Source organism: Parapedobacter sp. SGR-10, from assembly GCF_011030405.1.
In the GTDB taxonomy this organism is placed as follows: domain Bacteria; phylum Bacteroidota; class Bacteroidia; order Sphingobacteriales; family Sphingobacteriaceae; genus Sphingobacterium.
In genome coordinates, this window is the sequence record NZ_JAAJTJ010000001.1 from 328,444 (window position 1) to 345,121 (window position 16,678).

The 16,678-nt window shown below is 41.7% G+C and carries 10 protein-coding genes; 2 read left to right on the plus strand and 8 right to left on the minus strand.

Features of this window, described 5'->3' with window-relative positions; all coding sequences use genetic code 11:
- Positions 1 to 238: 238 nt before the first annotated feature.
- Positions 239 to 1,297: an Mrp/NBP35 family ATP-binding protein gene (locus G5B00_RS01390; RefSeq protein ID WP_163871451.1), complete on the plus strand. Its 1,059-nt coding sequence runs from the start codon at positions 239 to 241 to the stop codon at positions 1,295 to 1,297.
- Between the two features lie 315 nt (positions 1,298 to 1,612).
- Positions 1,613 to 2,218: a hypothetical protein gene (locus G5B00_RS01395; RefSeq protein ID WP_163871452.1), complete on the plus strand. Its 606-nt coding sequence runs from the start codon at positions 1,613 to 1,615 to the stop codon at positions 2,216 to 2,218.
- A gap of 1,119 nt (positions 2,219 to 3,337) precedes the next feature.
- On the opposite strand, the gene G5B00_RS01400 is transcribed toward G5B00_RS01395, so the two are convergent.
- The 8 genes from G5B00_RS01400 to hisS form a co-directional block, all read right to left on the minus strand.
- Complete coding sequence (locus G5B00_RS01400) at positions 3,338 to 4,693, minus strand: SusD/RagB family nutrient-binding outer membrane lipoprotein (protein ID WP_163871453.1); 1,356 nt, start codon at positions 4,691 to 4,693, stop codon at positions 3,338 to 3,340.
- A gap of 18 nt (positions 4,694 to 4,711) precedes the next feature.
- Entirely contained in the window at positions 4,712 to 7,765 is a 3,054-nt protein-coding gene (locus G5B00_RS01405) for a SusC/RagA family TonB-linked outer membrane protein (protein ID WP_163871454.1), read from the minus strand.
- A 467-nt stretch (positions 7,766 to 8,232) separates the two neighbouring features.
- Positions 8,233 to 8,592: a CoA-binding protein gene (locus tag G5B00_RS01410; protein ID WP_163871455.1), complete on the minus strand. Its 360-nt coding sequence runs from the start codon at positions 8,590 to 8,592 to the stop codon at positions 8,233 to 8,235.
- 905 nt (positions 8,593 to 9,497) lie between these two features.
- Entirely contained in the window at positions 9,498 to 10,682 is a 1,185-nt protein-coding gene (locus tag G5B00_RS01415; RefSeq protein WP_163871456.1) for a serine hydrolase domain-containing protein, read from the minus strand.
- A gap of 87 nt (positions 10,683 to 10,769) precedes the next feature.
- The gene (locus G5B00_RS01420) at positions 10,770 to 11,960 is read right to left on the minus strand and encodes an ATP-binding protein (protein ID WP_163871457.1); all 1,191 of its coding nucleotides are present in this window, start codon (positions 11,958 to 11,960) and stop codon (positions 10,770 to 10,772) included.
- A 312-nt stretch (positions 11,961 to 12,272) separates the two neighbouring features.
- A complete protein-coding gene (locus tag G5B00_RS01425) occupies positions 12,273 to 13,907 on the minus strand; it encodes a pyruvate dehydrogenase complex dihydrolipoamide acetyltransferase (RefSeq protein WP_163871458.1) in 1,635 nt (544 codons plus the stop codon).
- 51 nt (positions 13,908 to 13,958) lie between these two features.
- Positions 13,959 to 14,954, minus strand: a complete 996-nt coding sequence (gene pdhA / locus G5B00_RS01430) for a pyruvate dehydrogenase (acetyl-transferring) E1 component subunit alpha (RefSeq protein ID WP_163871459.1) — start codon at positions 14,952 to 14,954, stop codon at positions 13,959 to 13,961.
- A gap of 273 nt (positions 14,955 to 15,227) precedes the next feature.
- Positions 15,228 to 16,610 carry a histidine--tRNA ligase gene (hisS, locus tag G5B00_RS01435; protein WP_163871460.1) on the minus strand — a complete coding sequence of 461 codons (1,383 nt, stop codon included), beginning with the start codon at positions 16,608 to 16,610 and terminating at the stop codon, positions 15,228 to 15,230.
- Between the last annotated feature and the right edge of the window lie 68 nt (positions 16,611 to 16,678).

The following is a 16,678-nucleotide window of genomic DNA, read 5'->3' on the forward strand; positions in this document are numbered from 1 at the left end:
AGGGCTATTGAGCATCGGAATTGTGCGACAGGATGCCTTGAAATGGGCAAGCCTTTTGGTAGTTATGGATCAGTGTTTGTTTTCAATGGAATCCATGAACCCCAATTGCAAATTTTCCTTTTCCCGTTTAAAAACATCAAAATGACACGATTATCTCTTACAATCCGTAACTTTGTAATAATATATATTTTCCCAAAAAGGCTGTCCTTACCTTTTTGACTTTTACTTACGCAAAACCATGATTACAAAAGAGCAAATATTACACGCATTGAGCCATGTAGAAGAACCGGATCTGAAAAAAGATCTGGTGACGCTGAACATGATACAAAATATCGAAATCTATCCGGACAAAATTAAATTCGACGTCATACTGACGACACCGGCCTGCCCGCTCAAGGGACATATTGAACATGCCTGCCGAAATGCTATTGCGCTTTTCGTGGACAAAGATATCGCCGTGGATATCAACATGACATCACGCGTTACTGCTGTAGACAGCAACCAGTTAAAAGGTATCAAGAATATCGTTCTGGTTTCTTCCGGCAAAGGTGGTGTAGGAAAATCAACAATAGCCTCCAACCTTGCCCTAGCCTTGGCCGCGACAGGAGCTAAGACAGGTCTCCTGGATGCCGATATCTATGGACCATCGCTACCGATTATGTTTGGTCTACAAGGCGCCAAGCCCGCAGCGACACAGACACCCGATGGCAAGACCAAGATAGAACCCATTGAAAAATATGGCCTCAAATTATTGTCCATAGGTTTCTTTACCGATCCGAACCAACCTATTCCTTGGCGTGGTCCTATGGCTACATCCGCCATCAAACAATTGTTCAATGACGCCGAGTGGGGAGAACTCGACTACCTGGTCGTGGATATGCCTCCCGGCACAGGGGATATACACATTACCGTTGCACAGACGTACCCCATAGCCGGAGCCATCATTGTCACAACACCTCAACAAGTCGCTTTGGCAGATGCTATCAAAGGCATGGCCATGTACCGTATGGAGGGCATCAATATCCCTATCGTCGGTATCGTGGAAAACATGTCTTACTTTACGCCTGCCGAATTGCCGGACAACAAGTACTACATCTTCGGAAAAGATGGTGGCAAACGTTTGGCCGAGGACAACCAAGTACCTTTCCTTGGGGGGATACCACTGGTCAAATCCGTCGCCGATGCCGGAGACAACGGTTTTCCGATCGCCTTGGATCACGACGATCCCACAGCAAAGGCTTTTGCCGATCTGGCCGGAAGGGTCGCACAGGAGTTGAGTATACTGGCAAATAGGTAAAAACGATAAAGACTTCCGAATTTTTAAGGACAAAGCTGATGGGTCGCCGCTTGGAAACCTCGGAAGTCCCCTATCTGTTAAAAAATCTTAAATCCAACAGCCGGTTATACTATTGGCGTACAACTCGCCGTTATAACAGTAATTTCATATTTTAGGTTAATAATTGGTTTGCAAAAAATCCCGTAGTTCCCCGCTACGGGATTTTTTTTGTGACCCCAAATATATCAACCTCTTTTATCGTTTAAGTGTAGCGATATCCATATAGAACCCGTATCTTAACTAATATTACACCATAAGAAACCAAATAAAATCCACATGAAAACAATCCTCCGCATCATCTTAGCATCGGTACTAATTACCGCTACATCCTGTGACAAAGAAGAATTAGCCTATCAGGATGAATATGAAAAAAGCTATAAGGCATGGCTCGATTTCAAGAAGGAATCCAACAATAGCTATGCGTATACCATGTTACGCTATCACGACGAATTGATATCCACCCTGACAACCATAACGGTGGAATCCGGTACGGTCATCGGCAGGGAATTCAGATACCATTTTATCGGCAATGTCGCTATGCCCGAGGGAGGTTGGGATAAGCAAACAGCCATCGACGCGTTCAAATCCTTCGGATATTCCGTTGAATGGTATAGCCAAGAAAATCTATTAGACCAGTTACAATGGACAGAAAACAGGGAAGAGATCGGAACACATCAATATGGTGGTATCTGGACATTGGACGAAGTGTACAAACTCGCCAAAAACAACTGGTTCGTAAAACGAAAAAATGCCGAAACCTACTTCCGAGCTGATAACAATGGAATGATCTCCAGTTGTGGCTATGTAGAGAACGGATGTTATCACGAAGGATGTTCCGAGAGTTTCATCCGTATTGTTTCCATCGAAAAACTCAGTGACTAACTGGCCCTTGATATTTTAATAAAAGGAGGTTGTCTTTTGGAGATAGCCTCCTTTTTTATTATTTATTCATATGTATTGGTAGTAACCTCCATTCAAAGACATGTCAATACTCCATAGACATTGCGCTACCTTTACCAAAGACTACAGATTTTACAATGGGACTCCCCCTAATATGTCACAAGCTTGTATTATAATAATTGGTCTGCAAAAAATCCCGTAGCTCCCCGCTACGGGATTTTTTTTGTGGTCACTTATTGTCATCAAGCCATTTTTCATATTGTTACGGATGAATCCACCTACAAACGCAATCTAAAGAATGGCTGACTCTATCCGATTTGTCTGAATAGCGTAGACGAATATCTTGAAGAAGATATACGGATGGCGTTGGAAGAAAGCCGACGGCGTGGACGTATCTCGTTATGCCTTCATAGTAGTGATGAATTCCTTTTTGAATAAAATGATGGCCATAAACAGGATTGCTTCTACCATAACGCGACTACTGTTTAGGATAAAGTGCATGTACACTGTGATATAGTATACAGTGTACGTGGCAAAGAATGCAGCGTTTGTTGCAAACTGTACTGCGTTTACGGCAGACGCACTACGGTTTGTTGCAAACGTAGCTGTGACATATCCGTTACCGACCTGTTAGCTTCCATGTGTATTGACTTTTCGATAAAGTGGTTTGCCTTTTCGGCAAAGACTGTTGAGTTTAGGGTGAAGTATGAGCTGTTTATGACAAACTGTATGCTGTCTATGGCGAAAGCAAAGCTGTAAATGGGGATGTCATGATTTTTTTCGGACAGTACAAACAAGATTGTTTATGACATGGATAAAGAAGCTTTCGTTATTAACAAAATATACATTGTCACAAATGCATTTGCCCAGCTACTTTTACGATCATGCCTATGCACATGGATCGCAACTGCTCTGTAGATAGTACCCGTAAATCATGGGGACTGGTCAATGAATAGGTTACTAGCACCCAACATCATTAATTAAGAAGTTAACCGTTCCTATATGTACCAAATTATCTAGGTTTATTAATATAGATAGATATAAAGTAAAAAAGGCCGCACAACCAATGGTGTACGACCTTTTTATTTTAATTATTCTAAACTATTCAGCCCACCACACCGGAACATCTAATGCTATAAACTTTGCATTAGGATTATACAGTGTTGTTTCTTTAGGAAATGGTAATCGCTTAGGTATAACATTCAACATCGCTCCCACAGATTGCGGACGTGGAGTAAGTGCAGGGATACCTGTACGTCTAAAATCATTGTAAGCTTCTATTGATTGATTAAACATTGCTACCCATTTCTCTGTCAAGACTTCTGTCTCGGATGGAGAAGTATATGTTGCGATAGCACTACCATCATTTGCTCCATTAGTCACATATTCCACAGAAGCTTTTATAGCATCATTTAGTGCACCAGAAGCATCTCCTCCAGTTCTTGCCAATACTTCTGCCTCAATAAATTTAGCTTCGTAATACGTTACGATTGGATAACTATGGGCCTCACTAAAGAAGCTACCTGATCCAGATATATCAGGATCTATTGCCTCCTGCGTGATATCTCCACCAAGATATACACCTCCCTCATTTTTAGTTAAATAGTAAGAAATACGCGGGTCACTTGTAGAATTCAATCTATCTACAAACAATTTGCTGGCACCAATGTACCCTGGTCTCTCATTTTGAAAAGCTCCCCATTGATTTGGGGCAGTTGCATCGTGCACAGCTTCGGCATTCTCACTATTAGCAGATATTCCTTTTGACAAATAATCCAAAATCTTAGTATTATTATCTGCTTTATTGGAAAGTCTATTCAGGTATCGTGCCCTTAATGTATAAGCAGCTTTTGTCCACAGCTCAACATCACCTTCATGAATTAAATCATCTTCAGCCGGAAGATATATATTTTCATCTTCATTACGCTCGAAATCAGCTATTGCTTCTCCCAAGAGAGCATCTATACTTGCATAGATGTCTTGTTGCGAATCTAACTTCGGTGTTCGTATTCCTTCGTCTATGCGAAATGCTTCAGAAAAAGGTACATCGCCCCATAAATCTGTAGCCATACCGATGGTCATTGCCATAACTACTTTTCCTATACCTGCGTAATAAGGATTTTCATCACCTGCTTGGTTAATCATTATTTTTGCATTATGCATAGTACTTACATATAAACCTTCCCAAGAATTGGCATAGTCACCTTCCGTAATAAAGTAATTTTGTACGTCTGAATATTGATTACTCAATCCTACAGAATGCTGCACAAAGATACTGCTTTGGCGAGATAATTCTCCCTCAAGATTCGCAAATACATTTACTTCCAATGCTGTTAACAAAGTGGACAAAGTCGCACTACCAGGTTCGGTCGGGTCGATATACAGATCATCCCCGGTCTTGCATCCAACAAAAAATGTCAGACATGCTATATATAATATTTTAAAATACTTTTTCATGTTATTACGAGTTTTGAATTAAAAACCTATACGCAAATTGAGTGAATACGAACGAGTTCCTGGATTATTGTAATAGTCATATCCTGCAAAATTCTGACTAGATCCAGTTAAACTTGTTTCGGGATCTACTCCTTTGTATTTTGTAAATAACAAAGGATTCCTTAAATTCACTCCCAATTGTAGATAATCTATGGCTTTCGAAATCTTTTTGAAACGATAACTCAAATCCACAGATCTCAATCTAACCCATGATCCGTCCTCAATAGCTATCTCTGAATTCGAATTTCCTAGATAACCAGAACCAAAATAAAGTTCACTACTTATGGGAGTTGTATTTTTAGTTCCATCCGCATAAACACCATCAATTACGTAGGTTCTGTCTCTGTCTGCTGTAATATCAGCTCTTCCTCTCTGAACCAATGTTGCATAGGTACCACCCCATATTTTTCCACCCTTTCTTATATCCCAAAGGAAAGAAAATGAAAAATCCTTATACTTGAATTCATTATTGATATTCATCAGCCAATCCGGAATAGTACTACCTACATTCCCTAAAGAACTCTCGTATTCAGGAAGACCATTTGACGCAATAATGATATTGCCATTGTTATCTCGCTTAAATCTTTGAGAATACATTACTCCGAAAGGTTCTCCCACAATTGCATAAGATTGAGGAGCAGCAAATGCTGTACCGATACTCAGTTCGGACACGCCTTCTGCCAATTCCAATACTTCATTGTCATTTGTCGACCAATTTACCCGGGCATTCCAACTAAAATCAGAAGATTTAACGATAGTACCTTCCAGACCTAACTCAATCCCCGTGTTTCTCATCTTTCCGATATTATTATAGAAATAAGAATAACCTGTGGTTGGATCTATTGGTTGCTGAATCAACAAATCCGTAGATATCTGTTGATAATAGGTAAAATCTAATACTAGTCGACTCTTGAAGAACCTCATCTCCAATCCAGCTTCATATCCCTCATTCCTTTCTGGACGAAAATCATCTGCAACGGTTAAAGAACTCATAGCAAAACCTGTCTGTCCCATATATGGGAAAGAAAAGCCATTGGTCATTCCGTCTGCAATAAACGGAACGGTAAAATATGTTCTATCAGAATATATATTTGGAGAGATACCAACATTAGAATATGCAAGCCTAATCTTACCGTAGTCTACAAAACTAGAATTGCCCAATAGATGCGAGAATACATATGAGATATCCGCCTTAGGATAGAAAAATCCTTTGCCATCTTTTCCAAAAGTAGTAGACCATTCTTTTCTACCTGTCAAGGTCAAAAATAATAAATTTCTATAATCGACAGTAGCATCCAAGAATATAGCTTTACTATTTTGGTACTCTTCGTTATTACTTGTATATAAGTCCTTCGCAGAAGCTAAATTATAGTAACCGGCCAAACTTAGATTTCTACCTCTTCCAAATAGAGATGAATATTGCTTATAGTTAAAGTTTCCGCCTAAAAGGGCATTTAAACTGAAATCTGGAGACAACTCTTTATTGTACTTTAGCAATAGATCACTATAAATATTCCGATAATTCACATCGGTATATTTCACTTCTCCCCATTGCGCTGAATAGTCATCCCCATTTGACCCTACTGCATAGATTTGTTTACCGGATGTGCCATACGAGTCTAGTCCAGTTTTCCAATTAACCGAAAAATTTTCATCCAATTTGATATCTGTATATACATTTCCTACAATACGATTGTTTTCCTCTGTATAAGGGTTATATTTTGCTGACCAAAGAGGATTATCATATCCAGCAAAATAGGTTTTCTGCGTACCATCCTCCTCATTTTCATAGTCTGCAATATTAAACTCTGCAGGATTTCTCAACAATCCCAACATAACTCCCGCTGTATTGCTACCATTTTGGGTTGCCCTTGTATTGGAATTGGTATAGCTCAAAGTTCCTCCAACATTCATCCAATCCGATAGCTTCGTATCCGAACTCAAACGTGCAGTATAACGGTTGAACTTAGAGAAAGGAATAATACCTTCGTTATTTGTAGATCCAATGGAAAATCTAAACGAAGTCTTTTCTCCTCCAGATGTAATAGCTAGGTTATTGTTATAATTTTTTCCGGTTTGGAAAAAATTACCCAAGTTATCATATACTTGCGTACCAGAGGCTTCCAAATCTGGACCCCAGCTATTGGGCGCTGTAGCAGAATATACTCCACCTGCCCCTTGACCATACTTGCTTTGTAATTTTGGCAATTTATTGACTTCTTGGAGTTCCAGCCCGGTTGAGAATGTAATTCCAAGACCCGACCCTAATTTCCCTTTTTTTGTAGTATAAATTATTGCCCCGTTTCCTGCTGCTTGTCCGTAAAGAGCTGCAGCAGCTGGCCCCTTTAATATAGTTACAGTTTCAATATCCTCCGGATTAATATCCAATGCCCTATTCCCAAGCTGCACCCCGGCCAAAAATTGGTTATAAGGGTCATCCCCTGCCCTTGGAAAATTAACACCATTGTCAATTGGAACCCCATCGACAACTATCAAAGGTTGATTGTCACCCGAAAAAGTTGCGGGACCTCGTAACACAACTTTTGAAGAAGCTCCCGGTGTACCACTGGAAGAAGTGATCTGTACTCCCGTAGCTTTGGCAGCCAAACCTTGAATAATGTTAGATTCGCCAGATTTTACTAAGTCCTCTCCACTCACATTGGAGACAGAATAACCAACAGATCTCCTATCTTTGGAAATTCCCAATGCTGTTACCACCACTTCCTCTAGAGCCTCCGAATCATCGACCAACTGCACGTTAATCACAGCCTGATTGCCTACCGTAACCCGTTGGCTTGCATAGCCAATGTACGAAAAGCTCAATACCGAACTATTCGATACCGAGATGGAATAATTTCCCGAACCGTCTGTCTGCGTGGCTGTAGTCGATCCTACTACCGACACAGAGACCCCACTGATGGGCGACCCGTCTGTAGCGGAGGTGACCTTACCACTCACCTGACGATCCTGCGCGTAAGATACCCCTATCAGGAATACCAGCGCAAAAATTGAACTGAGTAATTTTTGTTTCATGTGTTTGTTGTGTTAGTTAAAAAAATCCTGCCTATAGCAATAGTTAGTGACGAATATGTGTTAAAAAGTGTTAAACACAAGGGCAAATATATAACACTATTATTACAGTTACAAATAATTTCAAAAAAAAATAATGCATGCATAGTATATCGACTACATAATCTTCGGCTCTTGTGTTAGGAGATAACAATGTATTATGAAAAAAGTTTCACAAAAAAACCTATAAGGTTTGGGAACCTTATAGGTTTATGTATTGCTACAAGAAAGGTGTATAAAAAGTACGTTTTACCTTTTTTTGTCATTCCGACAAATAGGAGGAATCTAAAAACAGACTATTATAATCACGTATTCAGATCCCTGACTGCCGTCAGGCAGGGTTTGCAGATCCCTCCTATTCCCGAATGCTTTCGGGACAAGCTGTCGGGATGACATTAAAGAACGATTTTGCTTTATTTTTCGTCCTCATTTTAATACTGCCCGGTATTCAGCATGACCAATGTACAGGCTTCAACAGGTTCGATCCCTTGTTCTTCAAGCATCTTGACCAATTCAGGGTTTTCTGCACCGGGGTTGAATATGACCCGCTTGGGTTTTGTCTGCAATATATAGTCGTAATAAGGGGGTTGATTTCTGGGGCCTACATATAATGTAATCGTATCTACGTCCGAGTGCAGGGTGACAGGAGGCTCTATAGCTACTCCGGCGACTTCACCGACTTTTCGACCTACATTTATTATAGGGTATCCTTTCCGAACCAGCTTGTTTGCCACTAAATAAGAGTATCGGGCCGGATTGGTACTCGCTCCCAGTATTAAGGTTTTTTTCATATGGATAAATTTATTATTTCTATAAATCCGTTCATCAGCGGTGTCTACCAGACTTCTGCCAAGGATGGTCAGAGACCACTGTATAAAGTTATAATTTTTTTTATTGTTCCACAAGTTAGGAGGAGAATAACGCAGGGCAAGGGTATCTTATTTTATGGATAATATAAATGGAGGAATAAATTAAACAATTTTTCTTTGGCCTCAAGCCGGCCAGGCTCTTCTTTATTTCTTGATAAATAAAGAAGCAAACAAATCAAGACTGTTCATCCTCTCATCGATCCGGCTCGCTACACTACGAAGCGCGTTTTTCACAATTTGTTTGTTTTCAAAGGCGTTCAAGAGCTCGCTTCGCTCGGTTTTGATGTCTCCACAGCTCAATCCCCACCACAAGGACTTAAAATGCTTGCATTGCACTAGATGTAAGCCAGCAAGACCGTAGCTCCACGGCCTTGATCTCGATATGCTGAAAGGTCGTTCTTTGGGATATTGCTTTCTATCCAACAGTCTGCAAATACCGTATTGATATGCAGGCAAAGTAGTTCCGTATTAGACAGTGTTCGTCCATTTCACCAGCATCGGCAGGAATAGCCTTGCAACGGGAGGTTGTGCGGTGGGATGCTCCTGGCTCCGTTCAGTTTTGTCGATGGGACTGTGGGCAATGGCCCTGGAGAGACAAAACCAAGGGCAGCAGTTGCAGGGCTATTGAGCGTGTGGATGTGCGACAAGATGCATTGAAATGGACAAGCCTTTTGGTGACTTTTGGGCTTCAAAAGTCACGAGGCCGTCCGCCGGCGAAGACGGAAAGGTGGTGGGATGGAAAAATGCAGTTGTCTAAAATAACCCTCCCTTTATTTTTATCAAGATCACCATCGTCAAATAAAGTAGGTAACCGATCAATATTTTTTTTAATGTTCCACAAATCCTCCCTGGGCATCATAGGCATTTTGTCTCAAAATGGGCATATCCAAAATTCTATACAGATTGTCCAGGTTATTCAAGCTACCGTTCACCATATTGGACAATAATACGATCGTGATATCCTGTGTCAGGTTTCGGACATAGAGATTCTTAAACCCATGCCACCAGCCGGTATGGTAAACAACCTGGCTATTTGCAGGAGAAAACGTACGCCAACCATATCCATAACTAAACACACCACGTTTGGCATCGCTTCTAGGCACATAAGCGGAATCCAGTAAATTCACCGGAAGCAACCTCCCTTCTTTCAAAGCGATATCCAGCAAATACATATCCTGTACAGTGCTGTAGATCCCTTTATCCCCTACCGGGCCATCCAGATAATCCTGTACAACCGATCTCCGCCATATCCGGTCATGGCCGATGACATCCGTCGGAATCTTATCGTACATTGCTCTCGATAAGACAGCTGTATGTTTCATACCTGCAGGTTTGAAAATATGTTGCTCCATATAATCGGCAAAACTCTGACCTGAAGCTTTCTCCACTATACCGCCGAGCAACATATAGTTAGAATTGTTGTACTGAAAACGGCCATCTGGCTTTCCATACCGAGCCGGCTTATGTTCGATCAATAAATTGATAGCATCCATATTACTCATTCCCTTCTTTCGGTCTTTCCAGACCGTTTCCGAAAAATATACATAATTGGGTAATCCCGAACGATGGGTAAGCAATTGTCGGACTGTCACCCCTGGATACGGGAAGCCGGGAAAAAAAGTTTCGACCTCCTGGTCAAGGCTTACTTTCCCCTGATCCATCAATTGCAATATGGCCAATGCAGTCATCGGCTTGGAAACAGAAGCCAACTCAAATCTGGAGTCGATTTTCAAGCTATCCTTATGAAGGTAATCTGCCCATCCAAAACTATTTTGGTAAATGATCTTCCCTTTTTTGGCAATAAGTACATTTCCATTAAAACCGGATCGGGTATGTAGATTGTGCATAAAAGAATCGATCTGCCTATCGGCTTCGGCGGGATTGTACAACAGAGCCAGGCTATCCAGCTCACTTTGCTTTTTTTCAATTTTCTGTTGCTTTTGTTCTGCACTTGAACAGGATACAACGGTATAAAATACTAAACCAACTATCAAAAATAATGGTAATCTCACAGGTAAAAAACGTTTTAGCTATCTAAAAATAAATATAGGAATAATTGCAACAAACAGGCATCCGGTCACGATAAATTTACTTTTTAATCAGTATAAAAATCCAAACAGCCACACAGGGATCACATTCCCATACCCTACCTCTATCTCATCTCTTGCTATATAGGCATTATCCAATCCCAAAATCTGCTTCTTTGCCTTATTTTTTCCGCCTACTTCTATGGTGATGGTATTATCAATCAGAAAGTCAGCCTTTTCAGACAGATTAACAGTATGCAATCCCGCCAATTGATTCAGAAAAAAAGTTTCACGTACATTTCCTGTTTTTGTGTTTTCTTCGGCCAGGGCATATAGCAGATTGGTATTATTGAGATATAGTTTTTCGGGCTTTGTCAATACTCCTATCCCCGAAGTATTTTTATACAATTCATGAACAAGACCTGCACGTGCTAATATCTTAATGGCATGTACCAAGCCATTGCGTGTCAATCCTACATGCTCGCTCAATTTTGAGATATTAGGCGTAAAAGGTACACTTGAAGCAATCGCTTTAAGCAATTTCTTCAATTTTACCAATGTTTCATACGCTAAATGCTCTACTGCATTGACATCTATTTCTATCGTCAGATTGATGGTGTTCAATAATTTCTGCCCATAAGCTGCCTCATTCTCTTTGTAATAGGGGTATACTCCTGTTTTGAGGTATTTATCAAATAGCGGCAAAGGCTTCAGCTCGGCCATGAGCTCTGTAGCAATATAGGTGTGATGCTCCAAAAGATCGGCCAAGGCATACACCGGGAGATTTTTTCCTATCTCAAACGCGATAAATTCCCGGAAAGACAGCTCTTTCAAATCATAGCTCACCGCTCTCCTGCTCAGATCGGACTCTGATCTATATATCTCAAGAATGGAAGATGATGTGAAGATAACGTTCAATTCCGGGAAATTGTCATAGATCAACTTGATTTCTCTCGACCAATCGGGATACTTATGCACTTCATCCAACAACAAATGTGTCCCTCCAAATTGGGCAAATCGTTTGGCCAGATCGTACAATTTGTTTTCGTAAAACCAGATATGGTCCAAGCTCACGTACAGGGAGGACTGAGAAGCAAAGAGTCGCTTTGCCCATTGCAGCAAAAGGGTTGTTTTGCCTGATCCCCGGGCTCCCTTGATCGCTATGAGCCTATTGGAAAAATCGACTTTTTGATAGAGATAACGTCGGGTTTTATCACTTGTACGAACCAATTTTGCTTGATGTTCCAACAATAAAGTTTCCATTTATGCTTATTTTAAAGAGCAAATATACAAAACAAATGCTCAAATAAAAGAGCAATTATATTGTATTTTTGCTCTTTTTAAAGATCAATATATAATTCAGGCTGTCTCAAAAGTAAAGCAGAACCGTACAATTTGTCATTCTGAGGCTTACCGACTGCGAAGCAGGCATCAGGGACGTGTTGGTGGTCGTGGGGCTGTCGGAATGACAAAAAGAGATTATACCAGACCTTTTGAGACACCTTCTACTAAGCATAAACATAAAAAAAGCCGCTTTGTACAAAGCGGCTCTCCAAATTATCCCAGTATAAAAATCTACGCCAACAAACGGATCGGTGCTTCTAACAAACCTTTCAACGTTTGTAAAAACTGTGCTCCGGTAGCACCATCCACTACACGGTGGTCACAGCCTAATGTCAGCTTCATGATATTTCCGGGCACTACCGCACCATTTTTCACAACCGGCACTTGCTGAATCGCACCTACCGAAAGGATTGCACCATCCGGAGAGTTGATGATAGATGTAAACTCATCGATACCAAACATACCTAAGTTGGAAACCGTAAACGTAGATCCTTCCCAATCCGAAGGTTGTAGTTTCTTCGCTTTAGCTTTGCCTGCAAAGTCTTTGACTTCTGCTGAAATATGGGAAAGGGATTTGCCATCTGCAAAACGTACAACCGGCACCAACAAACCATCTTCCACAGCCATGGCTACACCAATATTCGTATGCTCGTTGAATCTGATCTTGTCTCCTTGCCATGAAGAATTCACGGCAGGATGTTGCTTCAATGCGATAGCTACTGCCTTGACGACGATATCGTTAAAAGAAACCTTGATCGGAGCTACCTCATTGATCTGCGCACGGGCAGCAATTGCATTATCCATATCTATACTAACCGTCAGATAGAAATGCGGCGCTGTAAATAAGGATTCTGCCAATCGACGGGCAATCGTCTTACGCATTTGCGAAACGTTGGCTTCTGTATACTTTTCTTCACCGACAAATTGCGGAAGCGTAACCGCTTTGACCTCTGTCGTAGATGCGGTAGGAACTGCTGTTGCAGCTGTTTTGGCTGATGGCACGTAGTTTTCGACATCTTTTTTGACGATACGCCCACCGTCTGCCGAACCTTGCACTTCATTTAAGTTAATACCTTTTTCTTTCGCAATCTTACGTGCCAAGGGCGATGCTTTGATACGCGAATCATCCTGCGAAGAAGCAACTGATGCAGGGGCTTCTTTCGAGGCTGGCTCAGCTGCTTTTTCTTCGGCCTTCGTTTCTTGTGTCGTAGCTGGAGCCGATGCCGTAGGTTGGTTCAACAATGGTGTAACATCTGTTCCGGCAGGCCCTACGATCGCAATGATATCATTTACTTTGGCGGCCTGTCCCGCTTCTACACCGATATACAACAATGTACCTTCAGCATAAGCAGTGACTTCCATTGTCGCTTTGTCGGTTTCGACATCAGCAATGGCATCATCCGACTTGATGGCATCACCGACCTTAAAATTCCACTGAGCGATGACACCTTCTTTCATCGTATCGCTCAAAAGTGGCATGGTGATCACCGTGCAGTCTAGATCTTCTGCGGAGACACTATTGCCAGAAGATTCTTGACCAGAAGCCTCTGCTTTTTTTTCTTCCTTTGGTTCTTCTGCTTTAGGGGTCTCCGAACTTTCAGCATCCAGTAAGGCTTTGTAATCTTCCCCTTCGTCGCCGAGGATCGCTATGACAGCATCTACTGCTACTGCTTCTCCCTCTTTCGGACCGATATACAATAAGGTTCCTTCTTGATAGGACTCAAAGTCCATGGTCGCCTTATCTGTCTCGACCTCTGCCAGAAGATCCCCGGAATTCACTTTATCTCCTACTTTTTTGTGCCATTTAGCGATCACACCTTCTGTCATGGTATCGCTCATTTTCGGCATTTTTACTACTTCAGCCATGTATTTTAGTAGATTATTCTTGTGTTCTTAAATAATACGTATTACCCATGATTAGTCCATAACAAATGGATAATCTTCCTGCACATAGATGTCTTGATACAATTCGTCTACACTCGGATACGGAGACTCCTCTGCAAACTTAACAGAATCTTCCACAATTTGTTTGGTCTCCGCATCTACTTTTTTGAACCATTCATCATCTGCGTATTTATTTTCCAGAATGGCATGTTTTGTACTCAATAGCGGGTCTCTGTCTTTGTAAGCCTCTAATTCCTCTTTTGTACGGTATTTAGCAGGGTCGGACATGGAGTGCCCTTTATAACGATAGGTGCGGATTTCCAAGAAGGTTGGTCCTTCTCCGGCACGTGCACGTTGTACAGCTTCGTCCATCGCCGTGTGCACAGCTACCGGATCCATACCATCTACGGGTGCACTTGGCATATCAAATGCCAGACCTATTTTGTAGATATCTTCCATATTGGTCGTACGTTTTACCGAAGTTCCCATCGCATATCCGTTGTTTTCACAAACAAAGATGACAGGAAGCTTCCACAACATCGCCATATTGAAGGTCTCGTTTAACGCGCCTTGACGCACAGCACCATCCCCCATAAAACAGACATTGACATTATCCTTGCCCAAATATTTCTCCGCAAAGGCAATGCCTGCACCCAATGGAATCTGGCCACCCACGATACCATGGCCACCCATCATACGGTGTTCTTTGGAGAAGAAGTGCATCGAACCACCTTTACCTTTCGAACAGCCTGTGGCCTTACCATAAAGCTCAGCCATACACGCATTGGCAGAAACACCTTTGGCCAAAGCATGGGCATGATCGCGATAAGAGGTGATGACAGTATCGTCCGGTCTTGTCGCAGAAATCGTACCTGCCATTACTGCCTCTTGCCCAATATATAGATGGCAGAAACCACGAATTTTTTGCTGCCCATAAAGCTGGCCGGCCTTCTCTTCAAATTTACGCATGAGGAGCATGGATCTGTACCACTCCAAGTATGTTTCTTTCGTTATAGGTGTTGAACTCATTTTAAAGTTTATTTCTTACTAAATCGACCACAAAGCTAATAATTTATCTCGATAAAAAGGAGACTTTTCATCGTGGAATTAGGTAATTTTTATCATATTTCTGGAAAGATCATGAAAAGCCTATAAGGCTTTAAAACTCCCAGAACTGTTCTTAGAGTTTCTCAGGGTCTCTAAGAACTTTCAAAATGGATTGGAGTCTGAGACTTCGCTTTATTGTCAATCCGTAGTGGCCACTCCGCTCAATACTACGAAATAGTATACGATCAGCCCCGTCTAAACCAGCTTCTCCACCAATTCCTGCTCACTTACTTTAAACTGCTCTCCACTAGCCATGTCCTTGAGTGTAAACCGGCCTGTCTCCATTTCTTCCTCTCCCACGAGCAACACATACGGGATGCCTTTGCCATCGGCGTAGCTCATCTGTTTTTTGAGCTTGGCAGCCGTTGGATATAACTCTGCCGCGATACCTGCGGCACGCATCCGGAATAGCAACGGGAGCGTCATCTTTTCAGCCGGTTTATCAAAATTCACAATGAGCAACTTCGTATTGGACACACGCGCGTCGGGATAAAGCCCCAACTCTTCCAGCACATCGTAGATACGATCTGCACCAAAGGAGATACCTACTCCGGTAAGCCCTTTCAACCCAAACATACCTGTAAGATCATCATACCTACCGCCACCACCGATACTACCCATAGCGACCTCATGGGTTTTCACCTCAAAGATGCAACCTGTATAATAGTTCAGACCCCGGGCCAAAGTAATATCCACTTCGACAAACTTGTCCAAAAGCTCTTCCGAACCTGTGAACGACCGCACATACATAAATACCTGCTCAATTTCCGCAATACCTTGCAACCCTTTTTCGGACGAGGCCAACACTTGTTTGAGTTGTTCCAATTTTGAAGCACTACTGCCTTCCAATAGAATGATCGGCTTCAAAATATCCAGATCTTCACTCGTAAACCCTCTTTCCAACAACTCTTTGTTCACTCCCTCCAAACCTATCTTATCCAGCTTATCAATGGCCACCGTCATGTCCACAATCAATTCAGGCTTGCCGATAACCTCTGCAATACCGCTCAATATCTTGCGGTTATTGATCTTGATCGTAAAATCTTTCAACCCCAAATCTTGCAGAGCTTCCTGATAGATCAAAATAAATTCGGCTTCATTCAACAGACTTTCTGATCCAACGACATCCACATCACATTGATAAAATTCGCGATAGCGTCCCCGCTGCGGCCTGTCTGCCCGCCATACAGGCTGGATCTGAAAACGTTTGAAGGGCAGGTTGATATCGTTCTGGTGCATGACGACATACCGGGCAAAAGGCACGGTAAGGTCATAACGCAATGCTTTATCGGTAATATGAGGAATAAGTTTGTTAGATTGTTTTTCTTGTAGCAGATCTTCCGGGGCTTTGGACAGATAGTCTCCTGAATTCAATATCTTAAATATTAATTTATCCCCCTCGTCACCATATTTTCCGGTCAATGTAGAGAGATTTTCAAAAGAAGGGGTCTGGATCTCACTGTATCCAAATTTTTTGAATACAGTCTTTAGGGTATTGAAAATATAATTTCTTTTCTCCATTTCCAACGGAGAAAAATCACGTGTACCTTTCGCTAAAGATGGTTTGATAGTTGCCATAGCGCAAAGGTAAGATAACAAAGCGAATTATGAAATTGTAGAGACGCAACGCATTGCGTCTCTACAAA